Raw genomic sequence first — 18,206 nt, 5'->3', positions numbered from 1 at the left:
GGCGGGCGGCCTGAAGATCCTCGCTTCGCTGCGGGGATCATCAGGCCGCCTTTCCACTGCCGGGCCGGCCGGTCGCGGCGGCCATCACGCTCTCCTCGGTCGCGTCCGCGCGGGCGATCTCGGCGGTGAGCCGGCCCTCGTGCATGACCAGGACGCGGTCGGCCATGCCGAGCACCTCCGGCAGGTCGGAGGAGATCATCAGCACCGCCAGGTCCTGCGCGGCCAGCTCCGACAGCAGCCGGTGCACCTCGGCCTTGGTGCCGACGTCGATGCCGCGGGTCGGCTCGTCCACGATCAGCACGGCCGGCTCGGTGGCCAGCCACTTGGCGAGCACGACCTTCTGCTGGTTGCCGCCGGACAGCACACCGACGGCGTCGGTGAGGCGGGAGTACTTGAGCTGGAGGCGCAGGCCCCAGTCGGCGGCGCGGTCGCGTTCGACCCTGCGGGAGATCAGCCCGCCGCGCCCGGTCTGGCGGCGCAGCGCCTTCAGCTGGGTGAGGCCCATGTTCCGCTCGATGGACATGTCCATGACGAGGCCCTGCTGGCGGCGGTCCTCGGGGACGAGGGCGAGCCCGGCCGACATCGCCGCGGTGGGGCTGCCGGCGGGCAGCGCACGGCCGTCGACCTCGACGCGGCCGGCGTCCCAGCGGTCCACCCCGAAGATCGCGCGGGCGACCTCGCTGCGGCCCGCGCCGACGAGCCCGGCCAGCGCGACGATCTCGCCGCGGCGGACCTCGAAGGAGACGTCGGTGAAGGCGCCCTCGCGGGTCAGCCGGCCGACCTTCAGCGCGACCTCGCCGGGCGTGACGTCCTGCTTGGGGTAGAGCGCGTCCAGGTCGCGGCCGACCATCCGGCGGACGAGGTCGTCGGCGGTGATGTCCTCGGTGCGGTCGGTGCCGACGTAGGTGCCGTCGCGCAGCGTGGTGACCCGCTGGCAGAGCTCGAAGATCTCCTCCAGCCGGTGCGAGATGAACAGGATGGCGCAGCCCTGGTCGCGCAGGGTGCGGGTGACCGTGAACAGCCGCGCGACCTCCTGGCCGGTGAGCGCGGCGGTGGGCTCGTCCATGATGAGGACCCGCGCGTCCCGGGAGATGGCCTTGGCGATCTCGACGACCTGCTGGTCGGCGATGGACAGCCCGCGGGCGGGCTGCTGGGGGTCCAGCGCGACGCCGAGCCGGCCGAACAGCCGGGCGGCCTCGGCGTGCATGGCGCGGCGGTCGATGCGGCCGAGCGCGCCGCGCGGCTGGCGCCCCATGAAGATGTTCTCGGCGACCGACAGGTCGGGGAACAGCGTGGGCTCCTGGTAGATGACCGCGACGCCGGCGGCCTGCGCGTCGGCGGGCCCGCCGAAGGCGACGGCCGTGCCGTCCACCCGCACCTCGCCCGCGTCGGGACGGTGCACGCCTGCGAACGTTTTTACGACGGTGGACTTGCCCGCGCCGTTCTCGCCGGCCAGTGCGTGCACCTCGCCCGCGTGGAGCTCCAGCGTGACGCCCTGGAGGGCGCGCACGGCGCCGAACGACTTACTCACGTTGACCAGTGCCAATGTCGGCGGCGCCGACCGGCCCGGTGCACCCATCGCGGCCCTCCTCGCGGGGGACGTCTGTGACGTATGAATGAAAAACGTTTTAACAGGATGTTGCGGAGGACGCTAGATGTGAGCCGGAGCACTCGTCAAGAGGTGATCTCCCGGCAGGCACCCGCTGAGCCTGCACAAAGCCCGTGCTCGCAAGGGCGCCGGAGTTTTCGAAATCGACCGCGGCCGGGACCGGCCAGCGAGGTTTGGCGCGCCCGCGTCCCGACTCCGGGGTTGACACGTTTTAATCCGATGACCCAAAGTGAGCGGCGACACAGGACGCGGACGGACCGGGGGCACACGGATTGAGCACTGACGACACCGGACGTCCCGAGAGCCCGCGCAGGACGGTCGGGATCAAGCAGGTCGCGGCGCACGCCGGTGTCTCGCCGGGCACCGTGTCCAACGTGCTCAACCGGCCCGAGCGGGTCGCCGCGGCGACCCGGGACCGGGTCGAGCGGGCGATCCGCGAGCTGGGCTTCGTCCGCAACGGCTCGGCGTCCACGCTGCGCGCCGGGCACAGCAGCACGATCGGCCTCATGGTGCTCGACCTCGGCAACCCGTTCTTCACCGACGTGGCGCGCGGGGTGGAGGACACCGCCAGCGAGCGCGGCTACGCGGTGATCCTGTCGTCGTCGGGCGAGTCGGACGAGCGGGAACAGCGCAACCTGCGGGTGTTCGCCGAGCAGCGGGTCCGCGGCGTGCTGCTGACCCCGGTCGGCGACGACGGCGAGACCGCCGACCGGCTGCGCGAGCGCAACGTCCCGGTGGTGCTGCTCGACCATCCGACGCCGCGCGCCAACCAGTGCTCGGTCGCCGTCGACGACGTCGCGGGCGGCGAGCTGGCCGTGGGCGAGCTGCTGGACGGCGGCGCCCGCACGCTCGCGTTCGTCACCGGGCCGACGGTGCTGCGCCAGTGCGCCGACCGCCGCAAGGGCGCGCTGCGGGCGCTGCGCGGCGCCGGCCTCGGCCGCGAGGCGATGCGCGAGGTGGCCGTCGGGGCGATGAACGCCCGGTCCGGGCAGGAGGCGGCGCGGCGGCTGCTGGAGGCGGGCCCGCCGCTGCCCGACGCGATCTTCTGCGCGAACGACCTGCTCGCGCTCGGCGTGCTGCGCGTCCTGCTGCAGGCCGGGGTGAAGGTGCCGACTGACGTCGCCTTGATCGGGTACGACGACATCGAGTTCTCGGCCGCGGCGGCCGTCCCGCTCAGCTCGGTGCGGCAGCCCACGTACCAGCTCGGCCGGATCGCGACCGAGCTGCTGCTGGAGGAGTGCGACGAGTCGGGCGGGCACGCCCACCAGCAGGTCATGTTCCAGCCCGAACTGGTGGTCCGCGAGTCCAGCCGCTCCCCCTCCGGAGGAAGCAAATGAGCGAAGCGAACCGGGGGGCGTGGGGGGCCGCCCCCCGCAGGAGGCCCGCCTCATGAAGGTCGCGCTGTTCCTCACCTGCGTCAACGACACGATGTTCCCGGGGACCGGCAAGGCGGTGGTCCGGCTGCTGCGGCGGCTCGGCCACGACGTCGAGTTCCCCGAAACGCAGACCTGCTGCGGGCAGATGCATCTCAACACCGGCTACCGGCGGCAGGCGCTCCCCCTGGTCAAGGGGTTCGCCGAGACGTTCGAGCCCTACGACGCGATCGTGACGCCGTCCGCCTCCTGCGGGGCGATGATCCGGGACTGGCATCCCCGGCTGGCGCCGCGCTCGGCCGGGGTGGCGTCGCGGGTGTACGAGCTGTCGGAGTTCCTGGTGGACGTCCTCGGCGTCACCGACGTCGGGGCGTACTTCCCGCACCGCGTCACCTACCACCCGACGTGCCACTCGCTGCGGATGCTGCACGTCGGCGACCGCCCGCTGCGGCTGCTGCGCGAGGTCCGCGGCATCGACCTGGTCGACCTGCCGGACGCCACCGAGTGCTGCGGGTTCGGCGGGACGTTCGCACTGAAGAACTCCGAGGTGTCGGCGGCGATGTGCGCGGACAAGGTCACCGCCGTCCGGGAGACGAAGGCCGAGGCGCTGTGCGCGGCCGACAACTCCTGCCTGATGCACATCGGGGGCGCGCTCACCCGCACCCGCGCGGGGGTGCGGGCCGTCCACCTGGCCGAGATCCTGGCCTCCACCGAGGAGGACCCGTCATGAGCGAAGCGATGCCGACCTATGTCGGGATGCCGTCCTTCCCGGACGCCGCCCGGCGCGCGGTGGCCGACACCCGGTTGCGCGGCAACCTGGCGCACGCGACCACGACGATCCGGGGGCGGCGCGCCTCCGCGGTCGCGGAGCTGGACGACTGGGCCGCGCTGCGCGAGGCGGGCAAGCAGATCAAGGACCACGTCCTGGAGAACCTCTCCCACTACCTGCGGCTGCTGGAGGAGAAGGTCACCGAGGCCGGCGGGACGGTGCACTGGGCGCGGGACGCGGCCGAGGCCAACCGGATCGTCGCCGACCTGGTGAAGGCGACCGGCGAGACCGAGGTCGTCAAGGTCAAGTCGATGGCCACGCAGGAGATCGGCCTCAACGAGTTCCTCGCCGAGGAGGGCGTCACCGCCTACGAGACCGACCTCGCCGAGCTGATCGTCCAGCTCGGGGACGACCGCCCGTCGCACATCCTCGTCCCGGCGATCCACCGGAACCGGTCCGACATCCGCGACATCTTCCTGCGCACGATGGAGGACGCGCCGGAGGGCCTCACCGACTCCCCCGCCGAACTGGCCGAGGCCGCCCGGCGGCACCTGCGCGCCAAGTTCCTGTCGGCGAAGGTCGGGGTGTCGGGGGTGAACTTCGCGGTCGCCGACACCGGCTCGCTCGTCGTGCTGGAGTCGGAGGGCAACGGGCGGATGTGCCTGACGCTCCCCGAGACGCTGATCTCGGTGATGGGCGTGGAGAAGATCGTGCCCAGCTGGCGGGACCTGGAGGTGTTCCTGCAGCTGCTGCCCCGATCGTCGACGGCCGAGCGGATGAACCCCTACACCTCCACCTGGACGGGCGTCTCCCCCGGCGACGGCCCGCGCGACTTCCACCTCGTCCTGCTCGACAACGGCCGCACGGACACGCTGGCCGACGAGGTGGGCCGGCAGGCGCTGCGCTGCATCCGCTGCTCCGCGTGCCTGAACGTGTGCCCGGTCTACCAGCGCGCGGGCGGCCACGCCTACGGGTCGCCGTATCCGGGGCCGATCGGCGCGATCCTGTCCCCGCAGATCAGGGGCATCGGATCGAAGGTGGACGCCTCGCTGCCCTACGCGTCGTCGCTGTGCGGGGCGTGCTTCGAGGCGTGCCCGGTCGCGATCGACATCCCGGAGGTGCTCGTCCACCTGCGGGCCCGCGCCGTCGAGAAGGGCCCGCGCCATCCGCTGGAGCGGGTGGCGATGGCGGCGGCCGGGTGGACGCTGCGCTCCCCCACCCGGCTGGCGCTCGCGCAGCGCGCCGCGTCCGCGAGCCGCCGCGCCGTCGCGCGCCGCGGCCGGATCCGGCGGCTGCCCGGCCCGCTGAACGCGTGGACCGAGACGCGGGACGCGCCCGCGCCGCCGCCCGAGTCGTTCCGCACCTGGTGGGCCCGCACGAACGGCGGCCGCGAGGAGGGGAAGGACACGTGAACGCACGCGAGGAGATCCTCGGCCGGATCGAGCGGGTGATGCCCGCCCGCCCGGCCTCCGACGTCGCCGCCTCCTACGACCGGATCGACCGCGGCTACCTGCGCCGCCACCACGAGGACGGCGTGCTCGACCTGTTCGCCGAGCGGGTCGCCCACTACCGGGCGACGGTCCTGCGGGTCACCCCGGCAGAGGTCGCCGCGACGGTCGCGGAGCGGCTCTCGGCCCGTCCCGGCTCGTACGGCGTCCCGTCCGATCTGCCGGAGGAGTGGACGTCCGCAGCGGGGGACGTGATCGTCCGCGACCCGTCGGTCCCGTCCCTGGACGGGCTCGCGGGCGCGGTCACCGGCTGCGCCGCCGCCATCGCCGAGACGGGCACGATCGTGCTCGACCACGGCGCCGCGCAGGGGCCGCGCGCGCTGTCGCTCGTCCCCGACTACCACCTGATCGTCGTCCTGGCGGACCAGGTCGCCCCGGACGTGCCGGAGGCGCTCGAACGGCTTGACCCGAGGCGCCCGCTGACGTTCGTGTCGGGCCCATCCGCCACGAGCGACATCGAGCTTTCGCGAGTCGAAGGCGTGCACGGTCCGAGGACGCTGGAGGTGTTGGTCGTTAAATGAGCGAAGCGAACCGGGGGGCGTGGGGGGTCGCCCCCCCACAGGAAGGGGCGAGCGAAGCGAACCGGGGGGCGTGGGGGGTCGCCCCCCCACAGGAAGGGGCGAGCGAAGCGAACCGGGGGGCGTGGGGGGTCGCCCCCCAGCAGGACGGGGCGAGCGAGGCGACATTCGCCGCCGTCGACCTTGGGGCTTCGAGCGGCCGTGTGATGGCGGGGCGCGTCGGGCCGGGGACCCTCGCCCTGGACGAGGTCAGGCGCTTCGCGAACCGCCCGGTCCGGGTCAACGGCACCCTGTACTGGGACATCCTCGGCCTCTACGGCAACGTCCTGGACGGCCTGCGCGCCGCGCCGTCCGGCCTGGTGTCGGCCGGCATCGACTCGTGGGCGGTCGACTACGGCCTGCTGGACGCGGACGGCGACCTGCTCGGCAATCCCGTCCACTACCGCGACGGCCGCACGGCCGGGGTGATGGAGCGGATCCGCGCCGAGCTGGGCGACGACCTGCTCTACCAGGCGTCCGGCCTGCAGTTCCTGCCGTTCAACACGATCTACCAGCTGGCGGCGGACGACCTGGCCGCGGCGGGCACGCTTCTCCTGGTCCCGGACCTGCTGGCCTACTGGCTGACGGGCGAGATCGGCGCGGAGCGGACGAACGCGTCCACGACCGGCCTCCTCGACGTCCGCGACGGCACCTGGTCGCGCGAGCTCGTCGACCGGCTGGACCTGCCGGCGGCGATCCTCCCGCCGCTGCGCGACCCCGGCTCGGTGATCGGCGCGCTCCGGCCGGACGTGGCGGCCGAGACCGGCCACGGCGCCCTGCCCGTCACGGCCGTCGGCTCCCATGACACCGCGTCCGCGGTCGTCGCCGTGCCCGCGACGACGGACCGGTTCGCCTACATCTCGTGCGGCACCTGGTCGCTGGTCGGGGTGGAGCTGGACGCGCCCGTCCTGACCGAGGCGAGCCGCAAGGCCAACTTCACCAACGAGGGCGGCGTCGACGGGACGGTCCGCTACCTGCGGAACGTGATGGGGCTGTGGCTGCTCCAGGAGTCCCTGCGCACCTGGGGCGGTCCGGACCTGCCCGCCCTGCTCGCCGAGGCCGCGGAGGTCCCGGGCCTGCGCTCCCTCGTCGACCCCGACGACCCGGAGTTCCTGCCGCCCGGCGACATGCCCGCCCGGATCGCCGCGCACTGCCGCCGCCGGGGGTTCCCCGAGCCGTCGACCCGGGCCGAGACCGTCCGCTGCATCCTGGACAGCCTCGCCCTGGCGCACCGCGCCACGCTCCGCCAGGCGTCCCGCCTCTCGGGCCGGGAGGTCGACGTCGTCCATCTGGTCGGCGGCGGCAGCCGCAACGACCTGCTGTGCCGGCTGACCGCCGACGCCAGCGGCCTGCCGGTGGTGGCGGGCCCGGTCGAGGCGACCGCGCTCGGGAACGTCCTGATCCAGGCCCGCGCCCACGGCGCGGTCGGCGACCTGGCCGAGTGCCGCGCGCTGGTGGCCGCGACCCAGGACGTCCGCCGCTACACACCGTCCGGGGACGAGGCGCGCTGGAGGGAAGCTGCCGCCCGCCTGGGGCTGGAGGGCTGACCCGTGCCTCAGGGCACCCCGATGTCACGGTGCCGGGACGGTTTACCTTCCCAAGGTTGACATGGGGCGCCCGAGGGCCGTTCATTGCTAATGGACGGAGGAGACGAGCCTGCGGGGACCCCTCGCGGGCGGGGGCGTGTTGCCCCCCCTTATTGACGTTCCACCCGATAAGGTAAGTCCGCCAGTTCTCAGGGACCACGACGACGAGCAGGATCACGGCGTATCGACCGCCTGGTGGGGTGTGAGCATGGAGGGTCGTGCGGCCCGCGGCGCCGGGGGGCGGCCCGGCAACGCTCCGCTGGTCGGCCGGCGCGACGCGCTGCGCGAGATCGACCGTGTGCTGGACGCGGCCGAGGGCGGCTACGGTTTCCTGGCGATGGTCGGCGAGCCCGGCGCGGGCAAGTCGCGGCTGCTCAACGAGCTGGCGGACGCCGCGGGCGCGCGCAAGCTGCCGTGCGTGGCGGGACGGGCGGCCGAGTTCGAGCAGGAGATGCCGTTCGGCGCCGTGGTCGACGCCCTCGACGACCACCTCGAAGACCAGACCCTGCACCTGTCGCCCGGCGCGCTGCGGCTGCTCGGCACGGTGTTCCCGGCGCTCGCCGACATTACCGGCGAGCCGCCCGCCGCCTCCCCGGAGTCCCGGACGGCGCGCTACCAGCTGCACCGGACCGTCCGGCACCTCCTGGAGGACCTGGCCGAGCCGTCCGGGCTGGTGCTGATCCTGGACGACCTGCACTGGGCCGACGACGCGACCATCGAGCTGCTGGACCATCTCGTCCGGCATCCGCCGCGCGGCCGGGTGCTGGTCGCGGTCGCCTACCGGCCCGCGCAGGCCTCGCCGCGGCTGGCGGCGCTGGTGGACGCGGCCGGCCCGCAGGGCGTGCGGATCGCCGCCGACCCGCTCAGCGAGAGCGAGGTCAGGGAGTTCCTCGGCCCGGACGTCAGTGGCACCCGGTGCAGGGCCCTGTTCAAGGCCAGCGGCGGCAACCCCTTCTACCTGGAGGCGCTGTCGAAGATGCCCGACGGGGCCGCCCCGGCGGGCGGCGACGGCATCGACCGGCAGAGCTGGCAGAAGGGCGTGGCGAGCCTGACCGAGGTGCCGCCGCCGGTGCGGGCGGCGCTGCAGGTGGAGCTGAGCGCGCTGCCGCCCGAGGCGCTGCGGATGGCGCGCGGCGCCGCCGTCGCCGCGGACGTGTTCGAGCCCGCGCTCGCCGCCGTCGCCGCCGAGATGGAGCAGAACGCCGCGCTCACCGCCCTGGACGTGCTGACCGGCCACGACGTGGTGCGGCCCGCGCCGGGCGGCCGGTTCCGGTTCCGGCACCCCCTCGTGCGGCACGTCGCCTACGCCTCCACGGCGGCCGGCTGGCGGATCGCCGCGCACTCGCGGGTCTCCTCGCGGCTGGCCGAGCTGGGCGCCCCGGCCGCCGTGCGCGCCCATCACGTGGTGCGGTCGGCGCGGTTCGGCGACGCCGAGGCGATCCGGACGCTGGTGGAGGCCGCGCGCGTCGTGGCGCAGCAGGCACCCGGCACCGCCGCGTACTGGCTGCAGGCCGCCCTCGACCTGATGCCCGACGGCGCCGACGCCGCCTACCCGGACCGCCTCGCGCTGCTGGTCGAGCTGGCCCACGCGCAGGCGGTCAGCGGCCACGCCGAGGAGGGCCGCGACAGCGCCCGCACCCTGCTCGGCCTGCTGCCGCCCGACGACACCGTCCGCCGCGCCCGCACCGTGCACATGTGCGCGGTGATGGAGCGCCAGCTCGGCCGGATCCACGAGGCGCGCGCCCTGGTGCTGGACGAGCTGCGCCGCATCACCGACCGGCAGACGCCCGAGGCGGTGCTGCTGCGGATCCGGCTCGTCGCCGACCGCATCCAGAAGATCGACACCCGCGGGTCGCAGGCCGTCCTGGACAGCATCCCCGAGCGCGACCCCGGCTGGGGCCCCGGGCTGACCGCGGCGGTGGCGTCGATGCGCCCGATCGTGTCGTACGGGCGGGGCGAGATCGACGAGGCGATCGCCTACGCGCGGACCGCCGACCAGCTGTTCTCCGCCGCGTCCGACAACGACTTCGCCGACTGCCTGGACTGCTTCGCCTGGCTGGTGTTCGCCGAGTCGTTCCTCGGCATGTACGACGAGGCGCTGCGGCACGTCGAGCGGCTGGTGTCGATCACCCGGACGACGGGCCAGACCTTCATCCTCGGCTACATGCTGGCCGGGCAGTCGCGCGTCCTGGCCCAGGTCGGGCGGCTGGAGGAGGCCTCCGCGGTCGCCGACGAGGCCACCGCCGTCGGCCGCGACCTGCGGTCCAAGGAGGTGCTGGCCTACGGGCTGATCCAGCAGTGCCTCACGGCGAGCTGGATCGGCGACCACGAGCGGGCGGTCCGCGCCGGGGACGAGGCCGTCGCCAACGACACCGGCTCGGGCGAGTGGTGGACCCACATGGCGCACGTCGCACGCGCCATCGCGGTGATCAACGAGGGGCGGCTGGAGGAGGGCGCGGCCGCGCTGATCGCCGCGTGCGGCGACGGCACCCAGGGCCTGGACTTCAGCACGCTGGTGATCTGCGCCGAGGCGCTGGCGGCCGTCCGCGCCGCGCAGGAGGACCACGACGACGCCGACGCGTGGGCCGGCATCGCCGACACGATCGCCAACCCGGCGCTGACCGGCGACATCGGGCTGGCCAGGCTGACCCGCGCGCACGCCGTCCGGGCGAGCGACCCGGCCGGCTCGGCCGCGCTGGCCGCGGAGGCCGCGGGCCTGCTCGCGAAGGCGGGCCGCCGGCCCGAGGCCGGCCGCGCCGAGCTGGCCGCCGGCCTCGCGCACGCGGCCGCCGGCGAGCGCGCCGCGGCCCGCGAGCGGTTGCGCGCGGCGGCGGAGATCTTCGAGGCGTGCGGGATGCGCGGGCTGCTGGCCCAGACCGCCCGCGAGCAGCGCCGCCTCGGCGTCCGGGTGCCGACCACGCCCGCGCCCCAGGGCCGGCCGAAGACCGCCGGGAAGGACCTGCCGTTCGGGCTGTCGCCGCGCGAGCACGAGATCGCGCTGCTGGTCGCCGAGGGCAAGAGCAACCAGCAGATCGCCGAGCAGCTGTTCCTCAGCGTCCGGACGGTGGAGACCCATCTCTCCCGCGTGTTCGCCAAGATCGGCGTCTCCTCGCGCGTCGGTGTCGCGACCGCAATGAACCGTTCCGACTAGATCCGACTCTTACATCACGTACGTCCCGTACGCGCGCCAAACCCCGCGGCGCACGTAAGTACGGGTTCTCCACGATGCCGCGCCGATATGCGGGTTTGGCAAGGTTGGGGCGTCGGAAACGCCGGAGGGATCACCATGGACCAGCAGCGGATCGCGCGCTTCACGCACGCGGGCGTCGGCGACGCCGAGGTGTCCGTGCACCCCTTCGCGACGGGGGACGGCCTCGGCCTGACCCTGAGCCGGTTCCGCCGCGCCGACTGCGACGACGTGGTCCTGCTGGTGCACGGCCTGACGACGTCCAGCGACATGTACATCATGCCGGAGCACACCAACCTGGTGAACTACCTGCACGACGCCGGGTTCGGCGACGTGTGGGCGCTGGACTTCCGGATGAGCGGCCGGTTCCCCTACAACGCCGAGACCCAGCGCTACAACCTCGACGACATCGCGCTCTTCGACCACCCGGCGGCGATGGCCGAGCTGCGCCGCCACATCGGGGACCGGCGCGTGCACGTGATCTCCCACTGCCTGGGCGCCATCTCGTTCTCCATGGCCCTGTTCGCCGGGACCGTCACCGGGGTCACCAGCCTCGTCTGCAACAGCGTCTCGCTGACGCCGCGGACGCCGCTCTGGTCGAGGGTCAAGCTCGCGTACGGGCCGGCGCTGATGGAGTACGTCGTCGGACCGTGCCATCTCGACCCGCGCTACGGCGCCGCACCCGTGCTCACCCGGGGCTGGACGCTCGCCAAGGCCGTCTCGCCGTTCCACCGCGACTGCTCCGAGCCCGCCTGCCACATGCTCAGCTTCATGTGGGGCGGCGGCGAGCCGATCTTCACGCACGAGAAGATGTCGCCGGTCACGCACGGGCGCCTGCCCGACCTGTTCGGGGCGTGCAACGTCCACTACTACCGGCACATCCACGCGATGGTGAAGGCCGGCCGCGCGGTGAAGTACGCCCCCCGCTCTCCCCGGCACGCGAGCCTGCCGGACGACTACCTGGCCGGCGCCGCCGAGGTCGCCACGCCGATCCTGTTCCTCACCGGAGACCGCAACAACGTGTTCACCGACTCCAACATCGTCTGCCACCGCACCCTGGAGAGGATCGCGCCGGGCCGGCACGAGCTGGCGATCCTGCCGGGCTATGGCCACCAGGACGTCTTCATGGGCAAGAGCATCGACATCGAGGTGCTGCCGCAGGTGCTCGACTTCCTCAAGCGGAAGGCGGGCTGACGCATGGAGCACGTGGACGCCGTCGTGGTCGGGTCCGGCTTCGGCGGATCCGTCGCCGCCTACCGGCTGGCCGAGGCGGGCCGGCGGGTGGTGCTGATGGAGCGCGGCCAGCCGTACCCGCCGGGCGCCTTCCCGCGCTCGCCCTCGGAGATGGGGCGGGCGTTCTGGGACCCGGCCGCCGGGCTGTACGGGATGTTCGACGTGTGGAGCTTCAAGGGCTGCGACTCCGTCGTCTCCTCGGGGCTGGGCGGCGGCTCCCTGATCTACGCGAACGTGCTGCTGCGCAAGGACGAGCGCTGGTTCGTCCACGACCAGCCGCTGCCCGGCGGCGGGTACGAGTCGTGGCCGATCTCCCGCGCCGACCTCGACCCGCACTACGACGCGGTCGAGAAGATGATGGGCGCGACGCCGTACCCGCTGGAGCAGGTGCCGTTCGACGACACTCCGAAGACGCACGCGATGCAGGACGCGGCGGCCGAGCTCGGCCTGCAGTGCACGCTGCCTCCGCTCGCGGTCAGCTTCGCCTCCCGGCCCGGCGGCACGCCCGGCCTGAGCCTGCCGATCGTGGACGCCGGGTACGGCAACATCCACGGCGCCCCCCGGCGGACGTGCCGGCTGTGCGGCGAGTGCGACATCGGCTGCAACGAGGGCGCCAAGAACAGCCTCGACCACACCTACCTGTCGGCCGCGGCGCACCACGGCGCCGACATCCGCACCTCCCACGAGGTCAAGGCGATCCGGCCGCGGCCGGGCGGCGGGTACGAGGTCGACTACGTCCACCACGCGGACCTGCGGGCCAAGAAGCCCCGCCTGCCGATCCAGACGATCTCCTGCGACCGGCTGGTCCTGGGCGCCGGCACCTACGGCACGACGTTCCTGCTGCTGAAGTCGCGGGAGGCGTTCCCCGGGCTGAGCGACGCGCTCGGCACCCGGTTCAGCGGCAACGGCGACCTGCTGACGTTCCTGATGCGGGCCAAGGACCGCAACCGGGTCCGGCCGCTGAACGCCAGCCGCGGCCCGGTGATCACCACGGCGATCCGGCTGCCGGACGAGCTGGACGGCGTGTCCGGCGCGGGCCGCGGCGCCTACATCGAGGACGGCGGGTACCCGGGGTTCACCGACTGGATCGTCGACGGCTTCGACGTCGGCAACGACTTCGAGCGCGCGGTGAAGTTCCTGTGGAACCGGTTCACCGACTTCTTCCGGGACGCGCCGGACACCAACCTGTCCAAGGAGATCTCCGACCTGATCGGCGACGGGGCGCTGACCGTCAGCTCGCTGCCGCTGCTCGGGATGGGGCGCGACACCGCCGACGGGCGGCTGCGGCTGAAGGACGGCCGGCTCGCCGCCGACTGGACGGCGGAGACCAGCGAGGAGCTGTTCGCCCGGGTCCGCAGGACGATGCAGGGAATCGCGGACGTGCTCGGCGCCCACTACGCCGACAATCCGATGTGGTTCCGCAAGCGGATCATCACGGTCCATCCGCTGGGCGGCGCCCCTATGGGCGCCCACCTGGACGAGGGCGTCTGCGACGCCTTCGGCGAGGTGTTCGGGTTCCCGGGCCTGTACATCGCCGACGGGGCGGCGATGCCGGGTCCGGTGGGCCCGAACCCCTCGCTCACCATCGCCGCGCACGCCGATCGGCTGGCGACGCGGCTGCTAGAGAGCTCGTCCGCACGACGGGGTGCGAGCGGTTCCACGACAACCGTCCCGTCCGCCACGGGGGCCGAGCCGGTCGGGGGACCCGGCTCGCCAGGCGGGGGCGGGGGGGAGAACGGCTCGGCGTACGAGTCGGTTTCCGGGGGGCGTGGGGGGTCGTCCCCCCACACGGCGTACGAGTCGGTTTCCGGGGGGTGTGGGGGGTCGTCCCCCCACACGGCGTACGAGTCGGTTTCCGGGGGGTGTGGGGGGTCGTCCCCCCACACGGCGTACGGTCCGGTATCGGGGAGTCGCGATGGGACAGGGGGACCGTCCCATGCGGCTGCCGGCCGTACGTCGCTGTCGTTCACCGAGGAGATGAAGGGCTTCGTCACCTACGGCGAGACCGATTCGCGGATCGGCGAGCTGGCCGAGGGGCGGCGGCACCTGGCGTTCCGGCTGACGATCACCGCGGAGGACACCGACCGGTTCCTGGCCGAGGCCGAGCACGAGGCGAAGGCCGAGGGCTGGGTGGAGGCGGCCGGCGACGGCGGTCGCCGCCCGGTCGAGAAGGGCACGTTCAACCTGTTCGTCGCCGACACCGAGGACGACCGCCGGCTGATGAAGTACCGGCTGTTCTACACCGACGGGGAGGACAGGCCGCGCACGCTGAGCGGGCACAAGAACGTCCTGCACGGGCCGCCGACGCGGATCTGGCCGGACACCAGCACGCTCTACGTGCGGCTGCTGGACGGGCACGTGGGCGAGGACGAGGAGGAGGCGGCCGAGATCGTCGCGGCGGGCGTGCTGCACATCCAGCTGACGGATTTCGCGCGGCAGCTCACGACGTTCCGCACGTCGGGCCCGGACGGGGCGGGCAAGCTGCTCGACTTCGGCAGGTTCTTCGCCGGGGAGCTGTGGGAGGTCTACGGCCCGGACCCCGCCTGAGAGGGGTCCGAGGGGGGCCAAGGTCGTGCAGGCCGAGGGAACTGCGGGGTGCTCTCGGCCTGCACCTTTTTCGCCGGAGGTCGCGCGGGGGGTCGCGCGGCCTCCGGCCCTTCTGGGGTCAGATGTCCCCGGCGCGACGGGCGGGGCAGTCGGCGGGGCAGTCCTCGACGTGCGCGGGCAGCCACTTGACGAACGTCTTCAGCATCAGCCGCAGCCCGAACCCGACCAGCGCGCCGGTTCCGGGGATCAGCGGCTCGAACGTGGCCTCCCACCGGATGAGCGTGCGCTGCCCGCCGTTCTCCGGCTGCTCGCCGTTCTCCAGGTGGACGTCGGAGCGGTAGCGGCGGACGGGGAGCCCCTTCAGCGCGATGTAGCCGAAGTGCGTGTAGGGCTCGTAGGCGACGGTCTGCTCGCTGGCCGGCCAGATCTTCTTGACCGTCCCGACCCCGTAGGTGGTCGTGTCGCCCTTGCGCGCCTGCCTGGCCGACGTGGGGAATCTGCCCCAGGCCCCCCATGCCTCGGGGACGGCCAGGTGCCGGAACAGATCCTCGGGCGCGGCGGTGGTGGTGGCGGTGGCCTGGATCATCGCCACACGCTACACCGCCGTTGGCGGGGTGTCAGGAGGAGTGGGCGCGGGCGCGGAACGCGGCGGCCTTGACGCGGTTCTGGCAGGCGGTGCCGCAGAACCGGCGGGTGCCGTTGCGGGAGGTGTCGACGTAGACGCGGTCGCAGTGCGGCGCGGTGCAGACGCCGAGGCGGTCGTACATCTCGCCGCCGAGGACGACCGCGAGGCCGGTCGCGCAGGAGGCACCCCAGTCGGCGGTCAGGGTACCGCCCGCGCCGGGGAAGTGCAGGTGCCACGGCTGGCCGTCGTGGCGTTCCAGCCGGGGCCTGGCCCGGGTCTGCGCCAGCAGCCGGTTCAGCTGCCCGGCGGCGGTGTCCACGTCGCCGGCGGCGACGGCCTCGAACACCACGCGCAGCTCGCGGGCGACGGCGGCCAGCTCGGCGGCCTCGTCGGCGGTCAGGCCGCTGCGCCCGCTGATGCCCTGGAGGACCTCCGTGGCCACGGCGACGAGGCCCTCCCCGGTGGGCAGCGTGTAGGGCCGGCCGCGCCGCTCCCCCTCGGTCAGCCCGTTGACGAGCTTCACGGTGGACGCCACCACGACATCGGTATGACTGTTGAAGTCCACTTGACCAGTTACACCCTTCCGAGCCAGCCTGTCACTGGTCAAAGGCTACATGACAGTTACAGGAGGGTCGGCGACGGCCTGCACGCGGACGACCTGAACGCCGACCCCGGGACGCCCGGCCTGGACCGGCTGGAGGGCGCGCTGCGCGAACGGGCGGCGACCCAGCGGCCCTCCGCCCGGCCGCGGACTCGCTCGCCCTGCCTTCACCTCACGGCGAGGGCCGGGAAGTCCAGGACGCGGGCGTGCGGGACGAGCCCCGGGTCCGGGCCGCCCCGCGCGGACCGCGCGCCGGGGCGGGCCGCGCAGCCGGTGAGGATGTGGCCGCGGAACGACGCGCCCTTGGCGACGACCTTGACCGCGTGGAACTCCCCCGGCGGCAGGGAGCAGAACCCGGTCCGCACGACGTCGTCGAACAGCGAGTCCGACACGACGTAGGCCAGGTCGCGGTCCTCGTCGTCGGCCAGCAGGCGGCGCAGCGGCGTCGCGTCCAGCAGCCGCTGGACGACGATCGGCGCGTCGCCGGCCGGGCCGAACGGCCCGGCGGTGAGCGTGCCGTGGTGCAGCGCCAGCCGCACCCGCAGCCGGAACCGGCCGGCGTCCTCGTTGGCCTCGCCCAGCGCCTCGTCGAGGCCGATCACGAAGTCGCCGGCCACCGTCGCCGGGTCGACCCCCTCGGGCAGCGTGGCGAGCTCCCCGTCCCCGCCGACCTGCTTGTCCCAGCCGGCGCGGTCGAGGCCGACGCCCCGCGCCGCGCGGTCGAGCGCGTCCGAGAGCAGCCGCTGCGCGCGCAACTGCTCGCGGGTGTCGCGCCGGCTGTACCCCTGGATGTCCACCGCCGCCAGCAGGCGGTAGCTGAGCTGTGCTTCCCCGTTTCCCTTCACTCTGCCGCCCCTCGTCATCGGTTGGGCAAATGGGCTCGGCGCCCTCATTCGCTCCACCACCGGAATGAATGTGCCCCCCGACGAAGACCCTGGCGCGGGCGTTCGGATCCTGCCGTCCCCCTTGCGAACCTGAGACGCGGTCCGGGGGACGCCCGGCCCCAGGGGTAAGGAAAAGGTGGCGAACTAGTAAGGGATCAACTGGAAAATTCACCTCGAAGCGGTCTCAGTTGAACCGGCGGGCCCAGGGGTCCCGTACTGCCTCCCAACGTGACACCCACGGTCACCGCGTCGACCCTCCCCTCGCACCCGCCCGGAGACCCCCGATGGCCCACAGATCACCGGCCGCCGCGTCGGCCACCCGCGAACGCCCTCCCGGACCGTGGAGCTGGTTCCGCGGCCCGCAGCCCGCCGGGGGCGTCGACGACCAGGTGATCGTGACCGAGCTGTACCGCGTGTACGGCCGTCCGCTGCTGTCGTTCGTCCTCCGTCTCACCGGCGGCGACCGGCACTGGGCCGAGGACGTCGTGCAGGAGACGATGATCCGCGCGTGGCGCAGCGCGCACCAGCTCGACGAGAACGCGGCCTCCCTGCTGCCGTGGCTCGCGACGGTCGCCCGCCGGATCGTCATCGACGACCAGCGCCGCAAGAACGCACGGCCGCAGGAGGCGGGCGAGGGCCCGCTGGAGAACATGCGCGTGCCCGACGGGTTGGAGGATCTGCTGCGCTCCGTCGTCGTGTCCGAAGCACTCCTCGCGCTGTCCCCCGCCCACCGCGAGATCCTCAACGAGACGTTCTTCCGGGACCGCTCGGTCAACGAGGCCGCCAAGCAGCTCGGCATCCCCGTGGGCACCGTGAAGTCCCGGGTCTACTACGCGCTCAGGGCGCTCCGCGTCGCCCTGGAGGAGAGGGGCGTGACGCCATGAGAGCGCCGGACATGCCGCACGTCGACGTCGGCGCCTACGCCCTCGGCCTGCTGGAGGAGCCCGACCGCCGCGCCTTCGAGGCCCACCTGTCGACCTGCTACTCCTGCCACGAGGAGCTGGGTGCGCTCCGCGGGCTGGCGGAGACGCTGGACGGCATCGGCCCGATCGACGACCCGGTGGACGCGATGCCCGCGCCGCCGGAGCCCGCGGTGGTCACCGACATGATGCGGCACCGCATCCGCCGCCGGAGGCGGCACCGCGCCGCCAGGTCGCTGGCCGCCGCGGCGGCCGGGATCGTGCTGCTCGGCGGCGCGGCCGGCACCGGGTTCACCCTCGGGGCCGACCGCGAGCGGGCGCCGGCCGGTCAGGACGGCGACACCGCCGCGCTGATGCGCGAGGGCCGGCTGATGTCGGCCTCCGACGAGGGCACCGGCGTCACCGGCACGGTCGCGATGCAGCAGAAGGCGTGGGGCAGCCGCGTCGGGCTCCAGCTCAGCAAGGTGGACGGGCCGCTGCGCTGCGAGCTGGTCGCGGTGGGCAAGGACGGCAAGGCCCACACCGTCGTCGGCTGGGCCGTCCCGGCCAAGGGCTACGGGCTGCCGGGCTCGGCGCAGCCGCGGCTCGCGGTGCAGGGCGGCACGGCCCTGCGGCCGCAGGAGATCAGCCGGTTCGAGGTCCGGACGATCGGCGAGGGCCGCACGCTGCTCACCGTCCCCGCCTAGACTCGAGCTTCGCCAGGACCCGCGGCGCGTCCACGCCGGCCCGGCCGCACCGGCCGCGCGGACGCGCCGCTGCGTCACGTCCCATGGGGCTGCGTCACGTACGGCACGGGTCTCATAGGCT

Annotated in this window: 14 protein-coding genes; 10 read left to right on the top strand and 4 right to left on the bottom strand. The window is 73.6% G+C overall.

Annotated features, from left to right (window positions below; all coding sequences use genetic code 11):
* Positions 1-40: 40 nt before the first annotated feature.
* Complete coding sequence (locus ABGB11_RS34790) at positions 41-1,579, bottom strand: sugar ABC transporter ATP-binding protein (protein ID WP_347639730.1); 1,539 nt, start codon at positions 1,577-1,579, stop codon at positions 41-43.
* Positions 1,580-1,881: 302 nt separating this feature from the next.
* Between ABGB11_RS34790 and ABGB11_RS34785 the strand changes: the two genes are divergently transcribed.
* The 8 genes from ABGB11_RS34785 (at position 1,882) to ABGB11_RS34750 (ending at position 14,369) form a co-directional block, all read left to right on the top strand.
* Positions 1,882-2,946 (top strand): substrate-binding domain-containing protein, encoded by a 1,065-nt coding sequence (locus ABGB11_RS34785; protein WP_347639729.1) that lies wholly within the window; start codon positions 1,882-1,884, stop codon positions 2,944-2,946.
* A 52-nt stretch (positions 2,947-2,998) separates the two neighbouring features.
* The gene (locus ABGB11_RS34780; RefSeq protein WP_347639728.1) at positions 2,999-3,712 is read left to right on the top strand and encodes a (Fe-S)-binding protein; all 714 of its coding nucleotides are present in this window, start codon (positions 2,999-3,001) and stop codon (positions 3,710-3,712) included.
* A gap of 26 nt (positions 3,713-3,738) precedes the next feature.
* Positions 3,739-5,163 carry a LutB/LldF family L-lactate oxidation iron-sulfur protein gene (locus tag ABGB11_RS34775; RefSeq protein ID WP_347639778.1) on the top strand — a complete coding sequence of 475 codons (1,425 nt, stop codon included), beginning with the start codon at positions 3,739-3,741 and terminating at the stop codon, positions 5,161-5,163.
* Positions 5,160-5,780, top strand: coding sequence for an LUD domain-containing protein (locus tag ABGB11_RS34770; RefSeq protein WP_347639727.1), 621 nt, complete (start codon positions 5,160-5,162; stop codon positions 5,778-5,780). Before ABGB11_RS34775 ends, ABGB11_RS34770 begins: the two co-directional genes overlap by 4 nt.
* A gap of 203 nt (positions 5,781-5,983) precedes the next feature.
* Positions 5,984-7,363: a rhamnulokinase family protein gene (locus ABGB11_RS34765; RefSeq protein WP_347639726.1), complete on the top strand. Its 1,380-nt coding sequence runs from the start codon at positions 5,984-5,986 to the stop codon at positions 7,361-7,363.
* A 247-nt stretch (positions 7,364-7,610) separates the two neighbouring features.
* A complete protein-coding gene (locus ABGB11_RS34760; RefSeq protein WP_347639725.1) occupies positions 7,611-10,553 on the top strand; it encodes an AAA family ATPase in 2,943 nt (980 codons plus the stop codon).
* 135 nt (positions 10,554-10,688) lie between these two features.
* Complete coding sequence (locus ABGB11_RS34755) at positions 10,689-11,783, top strand: alpha/beta fold hydrolase (protein ID WP_347639724.1); 1,095 nt, start codon at positions 10,689-10,691, stop codon at positions 11,781-11,783.
* A gap of 3 nt (positions 11,784-11,786) precedes the next feature.
* A complete protein-coding gene (locus tag ABGB11_RS34750) occupies positions 11,787-14,369 on the top strand; it encodes a GMC family oxidoreductase (RefSeq protein ID WP_347639723.1) in 2,583 nt (860 codons plus the stop codon).
* A gap of 118 nt (positions 14,370-14,487) precedes the next feature.
* Here ABGB11_RS34750 and ABGB11_RS34745 read toward each other — a convergent pair whose 3' ends face one another.
* The 3 genes from ABGB11_RS34745 to ABGB11_RS34735 form a co-directional block, all read right to left on the bottom strand.
* Positions 14,488-14,955: an SRPBCC family protein gene (locus ABGB11_RS34745; RefSeq protein ID WP_347639722.1), complete on the bottom strand. Its 468-nt coding sequence runs from the start codon at positions 14,953-14,955 to the stop codon at positions 14,488-14,490.
* Positions 14,956-14,986: 31 nt separating this feature from the next.
* Positions 14,987-15,529 carry a CGNR zinc finger domain-containing protein gene (locus ABGB11_RS34740; RefSeq protein ID WP_347639721.1) on the bottom strand — a complete coding sequence of 181 codons (543 nt, stop codon included), beginning with the start codon at positions 15,527-15,529 and terminating at the stop codon, positions 14,987-14,989.
* Positions 15,530-15,762: 233 nt separating this feature from the next.
* Positions 15,763-16,440 carry a hypothetical protein gene (locus ABGB11_RS34735; RefSeq protein ID WP_347639720.1) on the bottom strand — a complete coding sequence of 226 codons (678 nt, stop codon included), beginning with the start codon at positions 16,438-16,440 and terminating at the stop codon, positions 15,763-15,765.
* A gap of 434 nt (positions 16,441-16,874) precedes the next feature.
* Here ABGB11_RS34735 and ABGB11_RS34730 point away from each other — a divergent pair, with 434 nt between their 5' ends.
* Both ABGB11_RS34730 and ABGB11_RS34725 read left to right on the top strand, forming a co-directional pair.
* Positions 16,875-17,363: a sigma-70 family RNA polymerase sigma factor gene (locus tag ABGB11_RS34730; RefSeq protein WP_207939555.1), complete on the top strand. Its 489-nt coding sequence runs from the start codon at positions 16,875-16,877 to the stop codon at positions 17,361-17,363.
* The gene (locus ABGB11_RS34725; protein WP_347639719.1) at positions 17,360-18,085 is read left to right on the top strand and encodes a zf-HC2 domain-containing protein; all 726 of its coding nucleotides are present in this window, start codon (positions 17,360-17,362) and stop codon (positions 18,083-18,085) included. Before ABGB11_RS34730 ends, ABGB11_RS34725 begins: the two co-directional genes overlap by 4 nt.
* The last annotated feature ends 121 nt before the right edge of the window (positions 18,086-18,206 follow it).

It is taken from the genome of Actinomadura sp. B10D3, assembly GCF_039871695.1.
Taxonomy (GTDB): domain Bacteria; phylum Actinomycetota; class Actinomycetes; order Streptosporangiales; family Streptosporangiaceae; genus Spirillospora; species Spirillospora madurae.
Note: the sequence above shows the minus strand (reverse complement) of the source record. Positions and strands in the feature narration are given on the sequence as shown.